16 protein-coding genes and 1 riboswitch are annotated in these 20,336 nt (G+C 74.4%); of the genes, 13 read left to right on the top strand and 3 right to left on the bottom strand.

All coding sequences use genetic code 11. The features are described 5' to 3' along the window. Positions 1-10 precede the first annotated feature (10 nt). Positions 11-2,770: an LAVTG motif-containing sortase-dependent surface protein gene (locus LGQ04_RS04835; RefSeq protein ID WP_229242570.1), complete on the bottom strand. Its 2,760-nt coding sequence runs from the start codon at positions 2,768-2,770 to the stop codon at positions 11-13. 214 nt (positions 2,771-2,984) lie between these two features. Here LGQ04_RS04835 and LGQ04_RS04830 point away from each other — a divergent pair, with 214 nt between their 5' ends. The 11 genes from LGQ04_RS04830 (at position 2,985) to metE (ending at position 15,902) form a co-directional block, all read left to right on the top strand. Further along, positions 2,985-5,264, top strand: a complete 2,280-nt coding sequence (locus LGQ04_RS04830) for a carbon starvation CstA family protein (protein ID WP_229242569.1) — start codon at positions 2,985-2,987, stop codon at positions 5,262-5,264. Further along, positions 5,261-5,548, top strand: a complete 288-nt coding sequence (locus LGQ04_RS04825) for a YbdD/YjiX family protein (RefSeq protein WP_308016347.1) — start codon at positions 5,261-5,263, stop codon at positions 5,546-5,548. The genes LGQ04_RS04830 and LGQ04_RS04825 overlap by 4 nt, the downstream gene beginning before the upstream one ends. A 17-nt stretch (positions 5,549-5,565) precedes the next feature. Next, positions 5,566-6,024 (top strand): hypothetical protein, encoded by a 459-nt coding sequence (locus LGQ04_RS04820; RefSeq protein ID WP_229242568.1) that lies wholly within the window; start codon positions 5,566-5,568, stop codon positions 6,022-6,024. Continuing rightward, complete coding sequence (locus LGQ04_RS04815) at positions 6,021-6,572, top strand: hypothetical protein (RefSeq protein ID WP_229242567.1); 552 nt, start codon at positions 6,021-6,023, stop codon at positions 6,570-6,572. Before LGQ04_RS04820 ends, LGQ04_RS04815 begins: the two co-directional genes overlap by 4 nt. A gap of 37 nt (positions 6,573-6,609) precedes the next feature. Then, positions 6,610-7,779 (top strand): sensor histidine kinase, encoded by a 1,170-nt coding sequence (locus LGQ04_RS04810; RefSeq protein ID WP_229242566.1) that lies wholly within the window; start codon positions 6,610-6,612, stop codon positions 7,777-7,779. Further along, complete coding sequence (locus tag LGQ04_RS04805) at positions 7,776-8,615, top strand: LytR/AlgR family response regulator transcription factor (RefSeq protein WP_229242565.1); 840 nt, start codon at positions 7,776-7,778, stop codon at positions 8,613-8,615. Before LGQ04_RS04810 ends, LGQ04_RS04805 begins: the two co-directional genes overlap by 4 nt. After that, the gene (locus tag LGQ04_RS04800) at positions 8,612-9,142 is read left to right on the top strand and encodes a heavy metal transporter (protein WP_229242564.1); all 531 of its coding nucleotides are present in this window, start codon (positions 8,612-8,614) and stop codon (positions 9,140-9,142) included. Before LGQ04_RS04805 ends, LGQ04_RS04800 begins: the two co-directional genes overlap by 4 nt. Continuing rightward, positions 9,139-10,644 carry a sodium/solute symporter gene (locus LGQ04_RS04795; protein ID WP_229242563.1) on the top strand — a complete coding sequence of 502 codons (1,506 nt, stop codon included), beginning with the start codon at positions 9,139-9,141 and terminating at the stop codon, positions 10,642-10,644. The genes LGQ04_RS04800 and LGQ04_RS04795 overlap by 4 nt, the downstream gene beginning before the upstream one ends. Before the next feature lie 209 nt (positions 10,645-10,853). Next, positions 10,854-12,125 carry an ATP-binding protein gene (locus tag LGQ04_RS04790; RefSeq protein WP_229242562.1) on the top strand — a complete coding sequence of 424 codons (1,272 nt, stop codon included), beginning with the start codon at positions 10,854-10,856 and terminating at the stop codon, positions 12,123-12,125. Positions 12,126-12,185: 60 nt separating this feature from the next. Continuing rightward, positions 12,186-12,288: riboswitch (SAM riboswitch) on the top strand. A gap of 68 nt (positions 12,289-12,356) precedes the next feature. Next, the gene (locus LGQ04_RS04785; RefSeq protein WP_308016346.1) at positions 12,357-13,424 is read left to right on the top strand and encodes a methylenetetrahydrofolate reductase; all 1,068 of its coding nucleotides are present in this window, start codon (positions 12,357-12,359) and stop codon (positions 13,422-13,424) included. 33 nt (positions 13,425-13,457) lie between these two features. Beyond that, positions 13,458-15,902, top strand: a complete 2,445-nt coding sequence (gene metE, locus LGQ04_RS04780; protein WP_229242561.1) for a 5-methyltetrahydropteroyltriglutamate--homocysteine S-methyltransferase — start codon at positions 13,458-13,460, stop codon at positions 15,900-15,902. 98 nt (positions 15,903-16,000) lie between these two features. Here the strand turns inward: metE and LGQ04_RS04775 are convergent, their stop codons facing one another. Beyond that, positions 16,001-16,255 (bottom strand): hypothetical protein, encoded by a 255-nt coding sequence (locus LGQ04_RS04775; protein WP_229242560.1) that lies wholly within the window; start codon positions 16,253-16,255, stop codon positions 16,001-16,003. A 95-nt stretch (positions 16,256-16,350) separates the two neighbouring features. Between LGQ04_RS04775 and LGQ04_RS04770 the strand changes: the two genes are divergently transcribed. Both LGQ04_RS04770 and LGQ04_RS04765 read left to right on the top strand, forming a co-directional pair. After that, positions 16,351-16,743, top strand: coding sequence for a VOC family protein (locus LGQ04_RS04770; protein WP_229242559.1), 393 nt, complete (start codon positions 16,351-16,353; stop codon positions 16,741-16,743). A gap of 397 nt (positions 16,744-17,140) precedes the next feature. Next, on the top strand, positions 17,141-17,647 hold the full coding sequence (locus LGQ04_RS04765) for an FBP domain-containing protein (protein ID WP_229242558.1): 507 nt from the start codon (positions 17,141-17,143) through the stop codon (positions 17,645-17,647). A 143-nt stretch (positions 17,648-17,790) separates the two neighbouring features. Here the strand turns inward: LGQ04_RS04765 and LGQ04_RS04760 are convergent, their stop codons facing one another. Next, entirely contained in the window at positions 17,791-20,184 is a 2,394-nt protein-coding gene (locus LGQ04_RS04760) for an MMPL family transporter (protein ID WP_229242557.1), read from the bottom strand. Between the last annotated feature and the right edge of the window lie 152 nt (positions 20,185-20,336).

Raw genomic sequence — 20,336 nt, 5'->3', positions numbered from 1 at the left:
GGCGAGAGCGTCAGCCGCGACGTCGGCGCACGGCCAGGAGCACTCCCCCGACGACGAGCGCCGCGAGGGCTGCCGCGACCAGCGCCGCGACGCTCGCACCGGTGGACGCGAGCGGTGGACCGTCCGGGGACCCGCCGTCCGCGCCCGGGGACTCCCCGGTCGCCGGGTCCGTCGGGGTCGTGGTCGGGTCGGTCGGGTCGGTGGTGGGGTCCGTCGGTGTCGGTGTCGGTGTCGGCGTCGGTGTCGGCGGGAGGTCGACGGTGTTGACGACCGTGCAGACGACGTCCGCGCCGTCGTCCACCTGGACGGTGCCCGCGTCGACGAGCTCGCCGCCGTCGCACGACCAGCCTTCCTGCTCCCACTCCCCCGAGCCCCCGGACTCCAGGAGGTCGTACCGACCCGCGGCCACCGGGACGAGGGTGACCCCCGGGCTGCCGTCGTGGCCGGAGATCGGTGTCCGTCCCGCGGCGGTGAGCTCCCAGTCGTCGACCGGCGCGAGGTCGTCCACGACCTCCTTGTGCAGCGTCAACGTCCCCGCGAGCCAGTGGTTCGTCACCGTGCAGGTCACGTCGGTGCCAGGGAGGACGACGACGGTCGACACCGACGTGACGGGGTTCTCCACGACACGCCCGCCGTCGCAGACCCACCGCGAGGCCGTCCAGCCCGGCTCGCCGCCCGTCTCCCCCAGGACGTACCGGCCGGGCGTGACGGTGACGTGCGAGACGGCGGGGCTCCCCGTGATCCCGGAGAGCGTCTGCCCCGCGCCCGCGGCGGTGAGGCTCCAGTCCGTGGGCTCCGCGTCGCCCGTGTACCCGCGGGCGTCGAGCTCCTTGACGAGCGTGAGGTGCGGGAGCTCGGCCCGGTTGGTCACCGTGCACGTCACGTCGTCACCGGGGCCGAGCGTGAGCGTCGCGCCGTCGAGCGTGCCGCCGTCGCACGACCACCCCTCGGAGGCGTACCCGCCGTACCCGCCCGACTCCGCCAGGTCGTACGTGCCCGTGGGCACCGGGACGGCGGTGACCCCGTCGCCGCCGGTGGTCCCGTCCAGCACCGCCGTCCCGCCCGCGTCCGTCGCCGTGAGGTCCCATGCCGCCGGGTCGGCCGACCCGCCCGCCACGTCCTTGCGCAGCGTCAGCGTCGCCTCCACGTACGTGTTCGTCACCGTGCACACGACGTTCTCGTCCTCGCCGACCAGCACGCTCGACCCCGCCTGCAGCAGGCCCCCGACGCACTCCCAGCCCTGAGGCTCGTAGCCCGCCGGGCCGTCCGACTCGGCGAGCACGTGGACGCCTTCCCCGACGTCGACGTGGCTCACCTCCACACCACCCGACGGCCCGGAGATCGTGCCGGTCGTCCCGTCCGCCTGCGGACCCGTCGCGGACAGCGTCCAGTCCTCGGGGGCGGCGGGGCCGCCGTCGACCACCTTGACGAGGGTGAGCAGGGACGGCAGCGCGGTGTTCGTCACGGTGCACTCGACGTCGGCACCCGTGCCGACGACCACGACGTCGCCCGTCACCGCACCGCCCGTGCACGACCACGGTCCCGCCTCGAACCCGCTCCAGCCGTCCTCGGAGAGCACGTAGCCGCCCGCGGGCACGAACGCGTCCGTCACGTCCGCCGACCCGGAGCGTCCGCTCACCGTCGCCTCGGCCCCGGTCGCGGTGAGCGTCCAGTGGGACGGCACCACGAACAGCCCGCCCTCGACGATCTTCGTGAGCGTGAGCGTGCCCCCGGCCCACGTGTTCGTCGCCGTGCAGACGACGTCCTCGCCCTCGGCCACGACCACCGAGCCGCCCGCCCCGTCACCGGCCGACGCCCCGGTGCAGGACCACGCGGCGTCGTACCCGGGCGGGCCGTCCTCCGCGAGCGTGTACTCCCCCGCGTCGACCTCCACCCCCGTGACCGGCTGTGACCCGGTCGTCCCCGAGACCGGCGTCGGTCCCGAGGCGGTGAGCGTCCAGTCGCCCGCGGCCGCCGGCCCCCCGGCGACCTTCTTGACGAGGGTGAGCGTCGGGACCTCGCGCGGGACGGGACCCACGTTCGTCGCGGTGCACGTCACCGACTGCGCGAGGTCGATCGTCACCACGTCGCCCACGAGGTCCGCGCCGTCGCAGGACCAGCCCTGCTCCTGGTACCCCGGTGGGCCGCCCTCCTCCGAGAGCGTGTACTGCCCGATCCGCACGGTCCGGTCCGTCACGTCGTCGGACCCGGACGGCCCGCCGATCGACGACGGACCCTGGGCGCGCAGCGTCCAGTCCTCCGGCTGCGCCGTGCCGCCCACGACCTCCTTGACGAGCGTCAGCCGCGGCTCGATCGCCTCGTTGTCCACCGTGCACGTGAGCGACCCGCCCGGCGGCACCACGACCTCGGGCGTCGGGTCGGTGAGGTGCTGGTCGCCGCAGGTCCAGTCCTGGAACCGGTAGCCCGCGACGCCGCCCGTCTCCCAGATGCGGTACGTCCCCGCGGGGACCGTCCGGGACTGCACGCCGTTGAGCCCGTCCCCCTCGATCACCTCGCCGGTGTCGACGTTGCGCGCGTGCATCGTCCACAGCTCGCGCCGCCCCTCCGAGGAGCCCGAGTCGAGGTTCTCGATCCGCTTGAAGAGCGACAGGGTCCCCGTGGACGTCTGGGCCGACGCCGTCCGCGCCGCGGGCGCGACGACCACGATCAGCAGGACGAGCGCGAGCAACGCGGCCGCTGCCGCGACGAGCGGGCGCTCGGAGGCGGTACGGCGTGCCGCGCGGCGCGCGACGGGGTGGGGCGTGAGCACAGGTCGGGCCTCCGTCGTCCAGGTCTCCCGAACCTATCCTGACCGGCCTCCCCGATGCCCGAAGAGCGCGCTCGCGCACCGACCGTTCGTCGCGTCACCACCACCGTTCGTCGCACGGGCCGACCGCCCGTCCTGCGCACCCGGTCACGGTGTGACCTGCGTCTCTAGCCTGGTCCGGCCGAACGCAACGACGCGACCGCCCTTGGAGGCTCCTGTGTCAACCCCCATCCGCACCGCGGAACGTCCCGCGGACGAGCCGGTCGTCCCCGACCCCTCGCTCCCCCCGACCGCCGTCCCCGAGGACGAGACCACCCCCCGCTGGACCCCCGCGAAGATCGCGCTGTGGGCCGGGATCGCCCTGCTGGGCGGTGTCGCGTGGGTGATGCTCGCCGTCGTGCGCGGCGAGACCGTCAACGCGATCTGGTTCGTGTTCGCCGCGGTGTGCACCTACTTCATCGCGTACCGCTTCTACTCGAAGGTCATCGAGCGGTACATCACCCGGCCCGACGACCGCCGCGCCACCCCCGCCGAGGTCAAGGAGGACGGCAAGGACTTCGTCCCCACGGACCGTCGCGTCCTCTACGGGCACCACTTCGCCGCCATCGCCGGCGCCGGGCCGCTCGTCGGCCCCGTGCTCGCCGCGCAGATGGGCTACCTCCCGGGGACCATCTGGATCATCGTCGGCGTCGTGCTCGCGGGCGCCGTGCAGGACTACCTCGTCCTGTTCTTCTCCATGCGCCGCGGCGGGCGGACCATCGGGCAGATGGCCCGCCAGGAGCTCGGCCGGGTCGGCGGGACCGCCGCGATCGTCGCGTCGCTGCTCATCATGATCATCATCGTCGCGATCCTCGCGCTGGTCGTCGTCAACGCGCTCGGCGAGAGCCCGTGGGGCGTGTTCTCCGTGTCGATGACCATCCCCATCGCGCTGTTCATGGGCGTCTACCTGCGCTACCTGCGCCCCGGGAAGATCACCGAGGTGTCCGTCATCGGGTTCGTGCTCCTCATGGCCGCGATCGTCGGCGGCGGCTGGGTCGCCGACACCGCGTGGGGCGCCGAGATGTTCCACCTCGATCGCACCACCATCGCGATCGGCGTCATCGTCTACGGCTTCGTCGCCGCCGTCCTGCCCGTGTGGCTCCTCCTCGCACCGCGCGACTACCTGTCGACGTTCATGAAGGTCGGCGTCATCGCCGTCCTCGCGCTCGCCGTCGTGGTCGTGCGCCCCGAGATCACCGTCCCCGCGATCAGCGAGTTCGCGTCCGGCGAGACCGGGCCGGTCGTGTCCGGGTCGCTGTTCCCGTTCCTGTTCGTCACCATCGCGTGCGGCGCGCTGTCCGGGTTCCACGCCCTCATCGCGTCCGGCACCACGCCGAAGCTCGTCGAGAAGGAGCGCCAGACGCGCTTCATCGGCTACGGCGGCATGCTCATGGAGTCGTTCGTCGCGATCATGGCGCTCGTCGCCGCCATCTCCATCGACCGCGGCATCTACTTCGCGATGAACTCCTCCGCGGCCGCGACCGGCGGCACCGTCGAGGGCGCCGTCGCGTTCGTCAACGGCCTCGGCCTCATGGGCGTCAACCTCACGCCCGACATGCTCACCTCCACCGCCGCGGCGGTCGGCGAGCCGTCGATCGTGTCGCGCACCGGTGGTGCGCCCACGCTCGCCCTCGGCCTCGCGCACATCATGCAGCAGGTCGTCGGCGGCACCGCCATGATGGGCTTCTGGTACCACTTCGCGATCATGTTCGAGGCCCTGTTCATCCTCACCGCCGTCGACGCCGGCACGCGCGTCGCCCGGTTCATGCTCCAGGACACCCTCGGCAACGTCGCGCCGAAGTTCCGCGACGTCACCTGGCGGCCGGGCGTCTGGTTGTGCACCGCGATCATGGTCGCCGGGTGGGGGTCCATCCTCTACCTCGGCGTGACCGACCCGCTCGGCGGCATCAACACGTTCTTCCCGCTGTTCGGCATCGCCAACCAGCTCCTCGCGGCGATCGCGCTCGCCGTCGTGCTCGCGATCGTCACCAAGCGCGGCCGCAGCTACTTCCGCTGGCTGTGGATCATCGCCGTGCCGCTCGCCTTCACGGCCGTCGTCACCATCACGGCGTCGTTCGAGAAGATCTTCTCGGACGTCCCCTCGGTCGGGTACTGGGCCCAGCACGACGCGTTCAAGGACGCGCTCGCCGCGGGCGAGACGTCGTTCGGCACGGCGGGCTCCGTGGAGGCCATGGAGGCGGTCGTCCGCAACACGTTCGTCCAGGGCACCCTGTCGATCGTGTTCGTCGTCCTCGCGATCGTCGTCATGGCCGCCTCGATCGTCACCACCGTCAAGGCGCTGCGCGCCGGCGGCGGCGAGAACCACGAGGACGCGCCCGTCGCGTCGCGCCGCTTCGCCCCCGCGGGGCTCGTCGCCTCCGCGGCGGAGCAGCGGATCGAGAAGGAGTGGGCCGATCTGCCCGCCGAGAAGCGTCCCGTGACGACGGGGCACCGGTGACGGTGCCGCAGGGCACGCACGGCCCCGCCCCCACGGCCCCCCCCGCCGTCGGGGCGGGGCACCGCACCGTCCGGGCGGTGCTGGCCGCCGTCGGGACCCGCGTGCTCGACGCCGCCCGCGCCGTCCGCTGGTACGTGCGCCAGGTCATGGGCGACGACGCGTACGCCACGTACGTCGCCCACCGGCAGGCCACCCACCCCGGCGGGACCGTCATGACCGAGCGTGAGTTCTGGCGCGCCCGTCACGCCGAGCAGGACGCCAACCCCGGTTCGCGCTGCTGCTGACGCCGTACACTCGCCGCGTGCTCCGCACCGACCTGGACCTCGTGCTTCCCGGCGCCACGGCGTCGCAGGTCCGCGCACTCGCCGACGCCCCGCCGGGGACGCTCCCCGACGGGGTCCGGGTGCGCGTCCGCGACGACCTGCTGGTCGCGCGCCGGTGGGTGCACGGGACGTACGCGACCGGGCACAGCGTGCTCCGGGCACGCCTCGGGGAGGAGCCCGACGGCGTGCGCGTGCGCGGGACGGTCGGGCCGAGCGGGCTCGACCTCGGCCTCGTGGTGATCTGGTTCGTCGCCGCGGCTGCCCTCGCGACCCTCGGGGTCACGGCCGAGGAACCGGTCGCGCTGCTCGTCGCCCTCGTCCCGCTCGTCCTCGGCGTCCTGTACGCCTCGTGGCTCCCGCGCAGCGTGCGGGACGGGCACGACGTCCTGAGCCGCAGCCTCCTCGGCGCCGTCGGACGACCGCACGGTCGTCGGTGAGCCCCGTGCCTCGCGACCGCGCCCCGCTCCCGATCTCGCTCGACCCGCCGCGCGGGGCGTTCCCCGCGTGCGTGCTCACCGTCGCCGCCGACCCCCGGACCGTGAGCGCGTGGGTCGCGGCCGCGTTCGACGAGCACCGCTGGAAGACCCGCACCACGGCCGCCGCCCGGCACGAGGGAGCGGAGCTGTGGGAGATCGGCGGTCCCGTCCGCTCGTTCTTCCTCGCCGACCAGTTCGACGTCGTGGTCCGCGCCGTCGCCCCGCGCGCCGCCGCGTGGCTCGTCCACGGGCAGGCGGTGTCCCACGTCGCCGCCGGGTCCCCGGGAACGTCCGGGACGGCGGGCACGACGCTCACGCTCTCCCTCGTCCACGGGCTGCTCGAGTGCCGTGAGTCGTTGGCGCACGTCGCCCGGGCCGTGCACGACCGCGCCGTCCGCGAGGGCGCCGTGCACCCCCACGCCGTCCCGACCTGGACGGCCGCTCACGACCTGCCGCCCGGCTCCCCCGGCGACCCGCGGGCCCGTCGCCGCCTCTTCCGCGGGCCGTGACACCGTGAGGGCGGTCGGCCCTCGATACGATCGGCCCATGTCCGGGCCCGTGCTCGCCGGTGCCGCCGCCGGCCTCGTCGTGGGCGTCCTGCTCACCGCGGGGCTCGTGCTCGCCCTGCGGTACGCCCGCGGCACGCGCGAGCTCGGCAGCGACTCCGAGCAGGCCACGTTCCGGACCCTGCACCTCGCGTCCCGGGCCGCGACGCACCTGCGCGACGGTCTCGACGGCGACGACGTCCGCCGCGCCGCACGCTCGCTGCGCACCCTCCTCGGGTGCGACGCCCTCGCCGTCGTCACGCCCGACGGCGCCCTCGCCCTCGACGGCCCGGCCCACCTCGCGCCGGACGCCCGTCGTGTCGCGCAGCAGGTGCTCGCCGAGGGCACGCGGCGCACGGCCCGGGACGCCGGCCTCCAGGCCGTCGGGGCACCCATCGTCACCGGTGAGCGCGTGCCCGGGGTCGTCGTCGCGTTCGCCGAGCGTGTCCACCCGCCGCTCGTGCGCGCCACCGAGGAGGTCGCGCAGTGGTGCGCGGCGCAGCTCGAGCTCGCCGAGCTGGAGGCGTCGCGCGCGGCGCTCGTCGAGGCGGAGCTGCGGGCGCTGCGCGCCCAGATCAGCCCGCACTTCGTCTACAACGCGCTCGGCGCGATCGCCGCGTTCATCAGCACGGACCCCGACCGCGCCCGCGACCTCGTGCTCGACTTCGCCGACTTCACGCGCTACTCGTTCCGCGACCGCGGCGACTTCACCACGCTCGCGGACGAGCTCCACTCGATCCGCTCGTACGTCGAGCTGGAGCGCGCCCGCTTCGGGGAGCGCCTCACCGTGACCCTGCGCATCGCGCCCGAGGCGCTCGCCACGACCATCCCGTTCCTGTCCGTGCAGCCGCTCGTCGAGAACGCGGTGCGGCACGGCCTCGAACCCCGCGAGGAGGGCGGCACCATCGTCATCACGGCGCGCGCCGAGGGCACGCAGGCGGAGATCACGGTCGAGGACGACGGCGTCGGCACCGACCCCGCGACCCTGCACGCCGTGCTGCGCGGGGAGCGCGCGGGCCACGTCGGGCTGCGCAACGTCGACACGCGCGTGCGCCAGCTCTACGGCGACGACCACGCCCTGGAGGTGGAGACGGCGCCCGGCTCGGGCACCCTGGTCCGGCTCCGCGTCCCCCTGTCGCAGCCGCTGCACGAGACGGAGGCCCGACCGTGACGGCACCGGACCCCGGCCCTGCGCCCGACGACGCGCGGGCCGTCCTCGACGTGCTCGTCGCCGACGACGAGCAGCCCGTCCTCGACGACCTCGTCCGCCTCCTGCGCGCCGACCCGCACGTGCGGTCGGTGCGGACGGCGTCGTCCGGGTCCGAGGCGCTGCGGGTGCTCGCCGCCGACCCGCTCGACGCCGCGTTCCTCGACATCCACATGCCCGGCCTCAGCGGCCTGGACCTCGCCCGGGCGCTGTCCCGGTTCTCCCCGCGCCCCGCCGTCGTCCTCGTGACCGCCGACGAGGCCCGCGCCCTGGAGGCGTTCGACCTGGAGGTCGTCGACTACGTCCTCAAGCCCGTGCGCAGCGCCCGCCTCGCCCGCGCCGTCGAGCGGGTCGTCGAGCGGGGTGCCGAGCGGGGTGTCGGACGCGGCGTCGAGCGGGCGGCCACGACCGGACCGCCGCACACCGACCCGGCGCCGCCCCGCCGCGAGGCGCCGCCCGACGACGAGACGCTCGTCGTCACCGTGGGCCAGACGACCCGCGTGGTGCGGCGCAGCGCGGTCCGCTGGGTGCAGGCGCAGGGCGACTACTCGCGGCTCGTCACCGACACCGACTCCTCCCTGGTCCGCGAGCCCCTCACGGACCTCGAGGAACGGTGGTCCGCGGCCGGGTTCCTCCGCGTGCACCGGTCCTACCTCGTCCAGCGCGACGCCGTCACGGCGGCACGGTTCTCCGGGTCCCGGCCGGTGCTCGTCGTCGCGGGGCAGGAGATCCCGGTGAGCCGTCGCATGCTGCCGGTCGTGCGCGACGCGATCCTGCGCCCCCACCGGCGGCCCTCGTGACCGAACCCACCGACCCCACCGACCCCACCGACCCCGAACGACGCACGTCGGGCCGAGAGATGCGCTCCGACGTGCACCCCTCGGACGCAGGTGCATCACCCGGGTCCACCGCACCGCCGCCGCGCGTCCGTGTCCGCTCGACCGACCCCGCGCCACCCGCCCGCCCCGGCGACCGGACCCCGCGAGCCGACGCCGCGGCGTCGGGCACCACCGGACCTCCCGCACCCGCGGGCGGTGACGACGCCGCCGCCTACGCGGGGAGCCTCGCCCGCACCCAGCTGCGCCTCGCGCTCGTGTGCACCGGCGCATTCCTCGTCGTGGTGCTGCTGCTCACCCTGCTCCTCACGACGACGGACGCGCTCGACGACGTGGTGCTCGTCGGCGTCCCCCTGCCGTGGCTGCTGCACGCCTACGCCTACTACCCCGTCATCGTGGCGTTCGCGGTCGTGTTCGCCGTGGCCGCGAGCCGCAACGAACGACGCTTCCGCGCGCTCACCGAGCCCGACCCCGCCGAGGAGGACGCGTGAGCACCGCCCTGCCTCTCGCCGGCGTCGGCCTGCTGCTGCTCGCGACCGTCCTCATCGGCGTGTACGGGCTGCGCATCTCCCGCACGACCAGCGACTTCTTCGTCGCGTCGCGCACCGTGCGCCCGGTGTGGAACGCGTCGGCGATCAGCGGCGAGTACCTGTCGGCGGGCACGTTCCTCGGCCTGTCGGGGCTGGCGCTGCTCGCGGGCGCCGAGGCGTTCTGGTTCCCCGTGGGGTACGCCGCGGGCTACCTCCTCGTGCTGCTGTTCGTCGCCGGCCCCCTGCGCCGCAGCGGCGCGTACACCATCCCGGACCTCGTCCAGGCGCGTCTCGACTCGCTCACGGCACGCCGCGTCACCAGCGTCCTCGTGCTGGTCATCGGCTGGCTCTACGTCGTGCCGCAGCTCCACGGCGCCGCGCTCGTCATCGCGGCCGTCGCGCCCGTGCCGCCGTGGGTCGGCTCCGTCGGCGTCGCCGCCGTCGTCGCGACCGTGGTCGCGGCCGGCGGGATGCGGTCCATCACGTTCGTCCAGGCGTTCCAGTACTGGGTGAAGCTCACCGCGCTCACGGTGCCCGTCGTCGTGCTGCTCGTCGTCCTCGGCGGCGACGGCGGCCCGCTCGCCGACGCCGCGCACGACCCCGCCGCCGTCTTCCCGCCCGCCAGCGGCCCCGCGGGGACCGACGCGTACGCCACGACGTCGCTCCTCGTCGCGCTGCTCCTCGGCACCATCGGCCTGCCGCACGTCCTCGTGCGGTTCTACACCTCGCCCGACGGCGGGTCCGCGCGCCGCACCACCGTCGTCGTCATCGTCATGATCAGCGTGTTCTACGTCGTGTCGAGCACGCTCGGCCTGCTCGCCCGCGTCCTCGCCCCCGACCTCGCGGAGCCCGGCCGCGCCGACACCGTCGTCCTCCTGCTGCCGACCCGCCTCGTGCCCGGCCTCGGCGGGGAGCTGCTCGCGGCGCTCGTCGTGGCCGGCGCGTTCGCCGCGTTCCTCGGCACGTCCTCGGGCCTCGTGGTGGCGCTCGCCGGGGTGGTGAGCCAGGACCTGTTCGGCGGGACGGTGCGCTCGTTCCGGTGGTCGGCCGTCGCGTGCACGGTCGTGCCGCTCGCCGTCGCGCTCCTGACGATCCCGCAGGGTCTCGTGACGAGCGTCGGCACCGTCTTCGTGTTCGCCGCGTCCGCGCTGTCCCCGGTGATCCTGCTCGCCGTGTGGTGGCGCGGCCTGACCGCCCGCGGCGCCGTGGCGGGCATGGTCGTCGGGGCCGTCCTGTGCGCGACGGCGCTGCTCGCCTCCTCCCTCCTCGCCACCGGGTCCGGGGTGACGCCGGACGACGACGGGGGCCTCGCCGCCGCGCTCCTCGCCCAGCCCGCCGCATGGACGGTTCCGCTCGCGACGGCGACCGTCGTCGTCGTGTCCCTGCTGGACCGGCGCGGCCCCCCGCCGCGCACCGACCGGTTCCTGCGCCGGCTGCACGTGCCGGAGGTCCGGCGACGGTAGGGCCGGCGGCACACGGTCCGCCACGCAGGTGCTCTGACATCCGTCGCCCGGCACCGGGGAGATCTGGAGCGTAGAGCTCCTGATATCCGTAGCGTAGACGTTCTGAAATGTGTAGCGTAGACAACCTGAGATCTGTAGCGTAGACGCGGGCGGTCGGATGCGTCGACCCGTCCTCCGATCACACGCGACGTCGTGAAGGAGCAGCGCACATGGTCGCCGGGTACCGCAGACGGGTCATCGACGACGTGCTCGACGAGCTCGTCGACGTCCTTCCTGCGATCGAGCTCCACGGTCCGAAGGGCGTCGGCAAGACTGCCACGGCACAGGAGCGTGCCCGGACGGCGATCCGCCTCGACGACCCCCGTGAGCGCGAGGTGTTCGAGAGCGACCCCGCCCGGCTCCGCACCGCGGAGCACCCGCTGCTGCTCGACGAGTGGCAGCGCGTACCCGAGTCCTGGGACGTCGTGCGTCGCGCGGTCGACGACGGGGTGGGGTCCTACCTGCTCACCGGCAGCTCGGTCCCCACCGACGCGCCCGTCCATTCGGGTGCGGGTCGGTTCGTCACGTTCAGGATGCGACCGATGAGCCTCCTGGAGCGGGGATTCGCCGAACCGACCGTGAGCCTCTCCGATCTGCTGCGCGGCCCGCGGGCCGAGATCGCCGGGTCGTCGGACCGCACCACGCGCGACTACGTCGACGAGATCGTGCGGTCCGGATTCCCCGACATCCACGGCCTCACCCCGCGCGCCCGTCGGCACCGGCTCGAGGGGTACGTCGACCTGATCGTCTCGAGAGCGTTCCCCGAGCAAGGGCTGGTCGTGCGCCGGCCGGGCGTCCTGCGCGCCTGGCTCACCGCGTACGCAGCCGCGACGTCCACCACGTCGAGCTACCAGCGCATCCTCGACGCGGCCACGCCAGGCCTCGCCGAGAAGCCGGCCCGGAGCACCGTGACCGCGTACCGGGACGTGCTCGAACAGCTCTGGATGCTCGACCCCGTCGAGGCGTGGCTCCCGGGCAGGAACCATCTCGCCCGGCTCGCGCGCTCACCCAAGCACCAGCTCGCGGACCCCGCACTGGCAGCGCACCTGCTCGGCGCCGACCCGGCTGCCCTCCTCGGGGGCGAGCAGGGACCTGTCCCGAACCTCAGGGACGGGACCCTGCTCGGGTCGCTGTTCGAGCACCTCGTCACGCTCGACGTCCGGGTCTACGCCACACGCTCCGATGCACGCGTCCGCCATCTCCGGACCGCCGACGGCGCGCACGAGGTCGACATCGTCGTCGAGCGGCCGGACGGACGGGTCCTCGCGATCGAGGTCAAGCTGGCGACCACGGTCACGGACCACGACGTCCGGCACCTGGCGTGGCTCCGTGACCGGATCGGCGACGACCTCCTCGACGCGGTCGTCGTCACACCGGGACCGCACGCCTATCGCCGACGCGACGGGATCGCCGTCGTGCCGGCGGCGCTGCTCGGCCCATGACACGACGTCTCACCTGACGGTCACCCTCGACCGCATCGCGGATGGCGCCTAGGATCGTGTCAACCATCCAGAGCGGTCGAGAGTCCTGGCTCGACGACACCGCAGCAACCCGCCGACGGAAGCCTCCCGAGGACAAAGGTGCTAACGCCAGGGTCGATGGAGTGACTCTATGGTCCACGAGGCAACCTGCACGCACCGCCCGGGTGCGACCCGCACGAGCGAGGTCGCGCCGTGAGCGTCGCGGACGCCGTCGGGCGCGCCCACGCCCGGGCGGCCCGCCCCACGGTGTCGTTCGAGCTCATGCCGCCGCGGAGGCCCGACGCCGCGCCGAAGTTCTGGGAGACCGCGCGGCGGCTCGTCGCGACCCAGCCCGACTTCCTCTCGGTGACGTACGGCGCGGCGGGCAACGACCGCGGGACGTCGCTCGATGTCATGGGCAGGCTCCTGCACGGCACCCCCGTGCACGCCATCGCCCACCTGACGTGCGTCGGCGCGTCCCGCGAGGACGTGCAGGAGGTCATCTCCGACTTCCTCGACGCGGGCGTGCGCAGCTTCCTCGCCCTGCGGGGCGACCCGCCGAAGGACCAGCCGGACTGGCGGCCCGCGCCCGACGGGGTCGGGTCGAGCATCGAGCTCGTCGCCCTGCTGCGCGAGGTCGAGGCGGCACGCTGCGCCGCGAACCCGTCCCTCGCCCTGCGCGGGGCCGCCCGGCCGCTGACGATCGCCGTCGCGACGTTCCCCGACGGGAACCGCGACGCGGGCACCACCCGCACGCAGGAGGTCCACCGCCTCCTGGAGAAGCAGCAGGCGGGCGCCAGCTTCGCCATCACGCAGCTGTTCTACGACGCGTCGTCGTACACCGACTTCGTCGCCGAGGCCCGCGCGGCCGGCGTGACGATCCCCATCCTCGCCGGGCTGCTGCCCACGACGGAGCCGCGTCGGCTCCGCCGCGTCGAGGAGCTCATGGGCGTGCGCGCGCCCCAGCACCTGCTGGACGCGCTCGACGCCCTGCCCGACCCGCAGGCGCAGCACGCCTACGGCATCGCGTACACGGTCGACCTCGCGCAGCGCGTCCTCGACGCGGGCGCGCCCGGACTGCACGTGTACACCTTCAACAAGCACCACGCCGCACTTGACCTGCTCGAGGGTGTCCACCTCGGCGGCGGGACGCGCGGGACGGACGACGACGGCACGCACGCCGTCGACGGCGCCTCGCACGGCCCGGACCTGGCCAGCGGGCCGTGGGTCACCGGCACCTCCCTGCCCACGACCGGCGTCGCCGCGCGCGGCACGGTCTGACCGGTCCGCGAGGACCAGCAAGAGGTATCGATCATGACCGCTTCCGTACCCTCCCCTACCCTGAACCCGGTCGCGTTCCCGTCCGGGACCGTCCTCGGCTACCCGCGCATCGGGCGCCGCCGCGAGCTCAAGAAGGCCGTGGAGGCCTTCTGGGCGGGCAGGACGTCCGCCGACGAGCTGGAGGCCACGGCCCGCGAGCTGCGCCTCGCGACCCTCCGCCGCCTCGTCGAGCTCGGCCTCGGGACCGACGACGCGTCGGTCCCCGGCTCGTTCTCCTACTACGACCAGGTGCTCGACGCCGCGGCCCTCCTCGGCGCGGTGCCGTCGCGGTTCGCGTCGCTCGTCGACGTCGAGGGCCGCCTCGACCTCGCCGGGTACTTCACCGTGGCGCGCGGTGCGGGCGAGGACGCCCCGCTCGAGATGACCAAGTGGTTCGACACGAACTACCACTACCTCGTGCCGGAGATCGGCCCCGACACCCCGATCCGCTTCGCCGACGACGCCGTCGTGCGCCAGTTCGTCGAGGCGAAGGAGGCCGGGGTCGTGACCCGGCCGGTCGTCGTCGGGCCCGTGACGTTCCTCGCGCTGTCCAAGGCCGCCGACGCCGCACCCGCGGGGTACTCACCGCTCGACCGCCTCGACGACGTCGTCGCCGCGTACGCCGACCTGCTGCGCGCGCTCGCCGCCGCGGGGGCGCCGTGGGTGCAGCTCGACGAGCCGGTCCTCGTCACGGACTCCGTGGACGCGTCCTACCCCGAGCTCGCCGCGGCGGTGCAGTCGGCGTACCGCGCGCTCGCGACCGAGCTGTCCGTCGGGGCGTCCGACGCCGCGCAGGCACGCCCGGCGATCCTCGTCGCCGCGCCGTTCGGCGGGCTCCAGGGCGAGCCGCTGGCCGACGGCGCCGCGCGCGACGGCCTCGCGCTGCTCGCGGGCACCGACGTCGACGCGATCGCCGTCGACCTCGTCAAGGGCGCGGTCCCGGCTGCCAAGGGCGAGATCCCGGGCCTCGCGTCGAAGACGCTGGTCGCCGGCGTCATCGACGGGCACAACGTCTGGCGCGCGGACCTCGCCGCGACGCTCGACGTCGTGGACGCGGTGCGCGGGCTCGGGGCGGGGGCGCTCGCCGTCGGGACGTCGACGTCGCTCCTGCACGTGCCGCACGACGTCGAGGACGAGACCTTCGCCGAGCCCGGCACGGCGACCGGCACGACCCTCGACCCGCGCCTGCGCGACTGGCTCGCGTTCGCCGACCAGAAGGTCGGCGAGGTCGCCGTCCTCGCCCACGCGCTCACGCAGGGGCGCGACTCCGTCGCGGCCGAGATCGAGGCGTCCCGCGCGGCGGTGGCGTCGCGCGCGACCGCCGAGGGCGTCGTCGTGCCGTCGGTGCGCGAGCGCGCCGCCGCCCTGACCCCCGCCGACTTCGCGCGCGGCGACTACGCCGAGCGTGCCGCCGCGCAGGCCGAGCGCCTGAACCTGCCGCCGCTGCCCACGACGACGATCGGGTCGTTCCCGCAGACGCCGGAGATCCGCCGCGCCCGCGCCCTGTGGACGAAGGGCGAGCTGTCCGACGCCGACTACACGGCCGAGATGCGCGCGGAGATCCGGCGCGTCGTCGCGCTCCAGGAGGAGCTCGGCCTCGACGTCCTCGTGCACGGCGAGCCCGAGCGCAACGACATGGTCCAGTACTTCGCGGAGCACCTCGACGGGTTCGCCGTCACCGCGAACGGCTGGGTGCAGTCGTACGGGTCGCGCTGCGTGCGCCCGCCGATCCTGTGGGGCGACGTCACGCGCCCCGCGCCCATCACCGTCGAGTGGTCGTCGTACACGGCGTCGCTCACCGAGAAGCCGGTCAAGGGCATGCTCACCGGCCCGGTGACGATCCTCGCGTGGTCGTTCGTCCGCGACGACCAGCCGCTCGGCGACACCGCGAACCAGGTCGGGCTCGCGCTGCGCGACGAGATCGCCGACCTCGAGGCGGCGGGCATCGGCGTCGTGCAGGTCGACGAGCCGGCGCTGCGCGAGCTCCTGCCGCTCCGCAAGGCCGACCAGCCCGCGTACCTCGACTGGTCCGTGGGGTCGTTCCGGCTCGCGACGTCGGGCGTGGAGGCGGCGACGCAGATCCACACGCACCTGTGCTACTCGGAGTTCGGCGAGGTGATCGGCGCGATCGACGGCCTGGACGCCGACGTGACGTCCGTCGAGGCGGCACGCTCGCGCATGGAGATCGTGCCCGAGCTGCGCGACGCCGGGTACTCGCGCGGCATCGGCCCGGGCGTCTACGACATCCACAGCCCGCGCGTCCCCGCCACGGAGGAGGTCACCGAGCTGCTGGAGCTCGCCGTGAAGTCGATCGACCCGGAGGTCGTGTGGGTCAACCCCGACTGCGGTCTCAAGACGCGCCGCTACGAGGAGACCGTGCCGTCGCTGGAGCACCTCGTCGCCGCGGCGAAGGCGGTCCGCGCGACCCTCGCGAAGTAGTACCAGGGTCCGCGAGGTAGTACCAGGGTCCGCGAGGGGGTACCGGGGTCACGACCCCGGTACCCCCTCGCGCGACGTGGTGCGCTGCGGACGGCGGGTCAGCGCTCGGTCGTGCCGGTGCCCGCCATGGGGAACAGGAAGGCGAGGGTGCAGGCGGCGATCCCGCCCACGAACAGCCACGCGCCGTAGGACGCCTCGACGGACATGCCCGCGCCCATGAGCACGATGCCGCCGACGAACATCGCGAACGTCACGACGAAGCGGGCGACCGCCCCCGCGTGGCCGGGGATGTCGCGCCCCTCGGTCCCGGTGGGGAGCGGGCTCTTCGCCGCCTGCTCGCTGCTCGTGGTCATGTGGTTCTCCTTCTGGCCGGGCCGGTGATCCTTTACGGTACCCGGCCGTCCCGGGGTCCCGCGCCCAGGCCCACCCTCTCGCTAGGCTCACCGCCATGACGACGACGATCGGCCGCACCGTCCTGCTGTGCCGCGACCTCGACGCGAGCGCCGCGTTCTGGGCGGACGGCTTCGGCTTCGGCACGCTGTTCCGGGGCGAGTCGGACGGTTTCCCGCTGCTGCACGTCGGGCCGGGCCGTGTCGACGAGCCGGGCCTGTGGCTCGTCCCCCTGCCCGACGGCGCGTCGCCCCTCGTGCGGTCGGGCCTGCCCACGCTCGTGCTGTACGTGGACGACGTCGACGCGACGCTCGACCGGCTCGCCGCGCTCGGCGTGGAGCCGTCCGTGCCCGCGGCGACCGACCCGGAGTCGGGCGACCGGTTCGCGCACGTCGAGGATCCCGACGGCCACCGCATCGTCCTCGTGCGCCTCGGCGGCATCGCGGACTGAGCCCTGCGGGCGGGAACTCGGTGGACCGGCGCTCCCCGCGTGAGGCACCATGGTTGAGCCGGTCAACCACTGTGGCCGGCCTGGCGGGTCGGAACGGCCCGCACGGACAGGGTCGACGTCGGACGAGGAGACAGCGGATGCGCGGCATCACCGCAGGCTGCGAGGTGGCCCGCACGGCCTGCTCGGGCCCGCGCCCCCTCCGCACCGCCCCGCGCTGAGACCCACCCTCTCGTGAGTGCGGGAGATTCGTCGTCCGCACCGCTCGTCGACGACACATCCCCCGCACTCAGCGGTTCTTGGGCGCGCCGGTGCGGCACACGCCGCCCTCACCGCCCCGGCTGCCACGCCGCACGCGTGCCCGACGGCGGGACCTCACCTCACCGGAAGCCGTGACCCCATGCACCCCCTCACCGAGAAGCAGATCCGCGCGTCGTTCGTCAACGCCTCGAAGCGCGAGGCCGCGCAGGCCACCCTCCCCGACCTCGACACCCTCGACTGGGACCGCCTCGACTACCTCGGCTGGCGCGACCGCAAGGCACCCCTCGCCTCCTACGCCGTGGTCCCGCTCGACGGCGAACCGACCGGCGTCCTGCTCCGCTCGTCCGACGCGAAGACCGGCGGGCCTCGCAAGCGCGCCGTCTGCGCCTGGTGCGAGGACGTCGTCGTGACGGAGGACGTCAGCCTCTACGTGGCCCGCCGCGCCGGCGCCGCAGGGCGCCGGGGCAACACCGTCGGCACCCTGATCTGCACGGAGTTCCTCTGCTCCGCCAACGTGCGTCGTGCACCCACGCGCACCGAGATGGGCGACGACGAGTCGATGCGCGACCTCTTCGTCGAGCTCCGCATCACCGGCCTGCGCGACCGCTCGGCGCGCTTCGTCACCGAGGTGCTGCGCGACGTCTGACACTGCCCGACCACAGCTCTCCCTCGGCAGACCTGGGTACTACCTCGGCGGACCGGGGTACTACCTAGGCAAACCGGCGTCCTACCCCACCGAACCTGGGTACTACCTCGGCAACTGGAGTACTACCTCGGCGAACCGCGGTACTACTTCGCGCCGGAGGGTGACGCCGACGCGGAGGGTGCGGGGTCTGCGGGGGTGGGGCGGGTCGTGGCGGGAGATGACGGCACAGCCGGGAGCGCGCCGGTCGTCGGCGGATGGTAGACCCGCCCCGCCCCCGCAGACCCCGCACCCGAACCCGCCACCGCAGACCCCACGCCCGAACCCGAACCCGCAGACCCCGAGCCCGACACGGCCCCAGAACCCGAACCCGGCCACCAGTTCCAGCGACCCAGCAGGGTCATGGTGGCGGGGAGCAGCAGGCCGCGGACGACGGTGACGTCGAGGACGACGGCGAGGGCCATGCCGACGCCGACCTCCTTGAGGGCGACGACGTCGCCGACGGCGAAGCCGAGGAACACGATGGTGATGGCGACGGCGGCGGTGGTGACGACGGGGCCGGTGGTGGTGATGCCACGCAGGACGGCGCGGTCGTTGGCGACGCGGGGGTCGTCGGCGGGGTCGCGGTGGCGCCATTCCTCGGTGATGCGGGCGAGGAGGAACACCTCGTAGTCCATGGAGAGCCCGAACACGAGGAGGCAGAGCAGGAGCGGGGTGGTGACGTCGAGCGCGCCCCAGGAGTCGAACCCGAGGAGGTTCTCGCCCCAGCCCCAGCCGAACAGGGCGGTGAGGGCGCCGAGGGTCGCGGCGATGGTGAGGGCGTTGAGGAGGAGCGCCTTGATCGGGACGACGACGGACCGGGTGAGCGCGAGCAGGAGGAGGAAGGTCGCGGTGACGACGACGCCGAGCGCGACGGGCAGGCGCTGGGCGAGGTGGGCCTGGGTGTCGACGACGTCGGCGGCGGGTCCGGCGACGGCGACGGTGAACGGCAGGTCGCTGGTGTCGCGCAGGGCTCGGACGTCGCGGACGACCTGTTGCGCGGTGGCGCCGGTGGCGTCGCCGTCGGGGGTGAGCTCGACGACGGTGACGGTGGGGTCGGTGATGTCGGCGTCGAGGTCGGCGTCGGTGACGCCGGGCACGACGGTGGCCTGGTCGAGGAAGGCGCCGACGTCGGGGTCGTCCCAGGGGCCGTCGACGATGACGGTGACGGGGGCGACGCCGAGGTCGCTGAACCCGGTGGTCATGGCGTCGTGGGTGCGGCGTCCCTCGGCGTCGGCGGGGAGGGAGGCGACGCCGGAGCTGCCGAGGGTGAGGCTGCCGAGGGGTGCGGCGAGGACGAGCATGCCGACGGTGGCGAGGACGGTGACGAGCGGTGCGCGCCGCTGGGCGACGCGCGCGAGGCGGGCGAGCAGGCCGAGGGGTGCTGCGCCGTCGGGCACGCGACCGCCGGGCACGACGCCCGGCGCAGTGCCCGGCGCCTGCGTCGGGTCGGCGACGCGCTGGCCCCAGGGCCGTGACCAGGTGCGGACGCCGCGGGCGGGCAGGTGGCGGTGCCACGTGGCGACGAGCGCGGGGACGAGGGTGAGGCCGGCGAGGGTGGCGACGAGGACGACGACGGCGCCGCCGATCGCCATGCCGGACAGGAGGGGGTCACCGAGCAGGAGGAGGCCGCCGAGCGCGATGGCGACGGCGGTGCCGGAGACGAGGACGGCGCGGCCGGCGGTGGCGACGGCGCGGCCGACGAGCTGGGCGACGTCGGTCCCGGGGGCGCGTTCGCGTTCCTCGCGGAAGCGCCAGAGCACGAGCAGGGCGTAGTCGACGGTGAGCCCGAGCCCGAGGAGGGTGACGACGTTGACGGCGAACTCGTTGACGGGCACGAGCCCGATGACGCCGGTGAGGGCGAGGAGGGCGGCGGCGATGGTGCCGAGGGCGGCGAGGACGGGCAGGGCGCCGGCGCGCAGGCCGCCGAGGACGACGACGAGGACGGCGAGGAGCACGACGATCGCGACGGACTCGCCGATCGCCGCGGCGGTGAGGGAGCGGTCGACGAACGCCCGCTCGGCGAGGAGCTCGCCGCCGACGAGCACGTCGACGCCGGTGAGGGTGCGCAGGGTCTGGGCGACGTCGTCGGCGGTGGCGAGGGCGGCGTCGGTGCCGAGGGCGGGGTCGAGCTCGACGACGACAAGGGACGACGTGCCGTCGTCGCCGACGAGCCCGCCGCCGGTGTAGGCGTCGGTGACCTCGACGACGCCGGGGATCTGGCGGACCTGCCACATGACGTCGGTGGCCTGCTGCACGAGGGCGGGGTCGTAGAAGTCGGTGCCGGTGAGGACGGCGGTGACGGTCTCGCCGCTCGGGTCGAGCTCGGAGAGACGGGCGTCGGCGAGCGCGGCCTCGCTGCCTGCGGGGGCGTCCGCGACGTCCTGCGTCCGGTCGAAGACGGCGCCGCCGAGGACGGCGCCCGCGACGACGAGGAGGGCCCAGACGGCGAGGACGAGACCGCGACGTCGGGCGACGGCGCTCCCGAGCCGTTCCAGCATGGTGTCCTCCTCGTCGAGGGTCGTGCAGTGGCCCGGCACCGGGCCCGCCGTTCGGGATGACAGCGTACGTCACGGCGGGAGCGCCGTCGGACCGCGCTCCCGCCGTGACGAGGGCCTCGCCCCCGGCAGCGGTCGCTGCCGAGGACGAGGCC

This window comes from Cellulosimicrobium marinum (assembly GCF_020551945.1).
Taxonomy (GTDB): Bacteria; Actinomycetota; Actinomycetes; order Actinomycetales; family Cellulomonadaceae; genus Cellulosimicrobium; species Cellulosimicrobium marinum.
The sequence above is the reverse complement of the archived record's forward strand: the minus strand, read 5'-3'. Positions and strand labels throughout refer to the sequence as shown.

Excerpts from the sequence above, each read along its gene's own strand:
- LGQ04_RS04760 (WP_229242557.1), bottom strand. The coding sequence starts at position 20,184 with ATGCTGGAACGGCTCGGGAGCGCCGTCGCCCGACGTCGCGGTCTCGTC.
- LGQ04_RS04770 (WP_229242559.1), top strand. The coding sequence starts at position 16,351 with ATGACGACGACGATCGGCCGCACCGTCCTGCTGTGCCGCGACCTCGAC.
- LGQ04_RS04790 (WP_229242562.1), top strand. The coding sequence starts at position 10,854 with ATGGTCGCCGGGTACCGCAGACGGGTCATCGACGACGTGCTCGACGAG.
- LGQ04_RS04810 (WP_229242566.1), top strand. The coding sequence starts at position 6,610 with ATGTCCGGGCCCGTGCTCGCCGGTGCCGCCGCCGGCCTCGTCGTGGGC.
- LGQ04_RS04775 (WP_229242560.1), bottom strand. The coding sequence starts at position 16,255 with ATGACCACGAGCAGCGAGCAGGCGGCGAAGAGCCCGCTCCCCACCGGG.
- LGQ04_RS04765 (WP_229242558.1), top strand. The coding sequence starts at position 17,141 with ATGCACCCCCTCACCGAGAAGCAGATCCGCGCGTCGTTCGTCAACGCC.
- metE (WP_229242561.1), top strand. The coding sequence starts at position 13,458 with ATGACCGCTTCCGTACCCTCCCCTACCCTGAACCCGGTCGCGTTCCCG.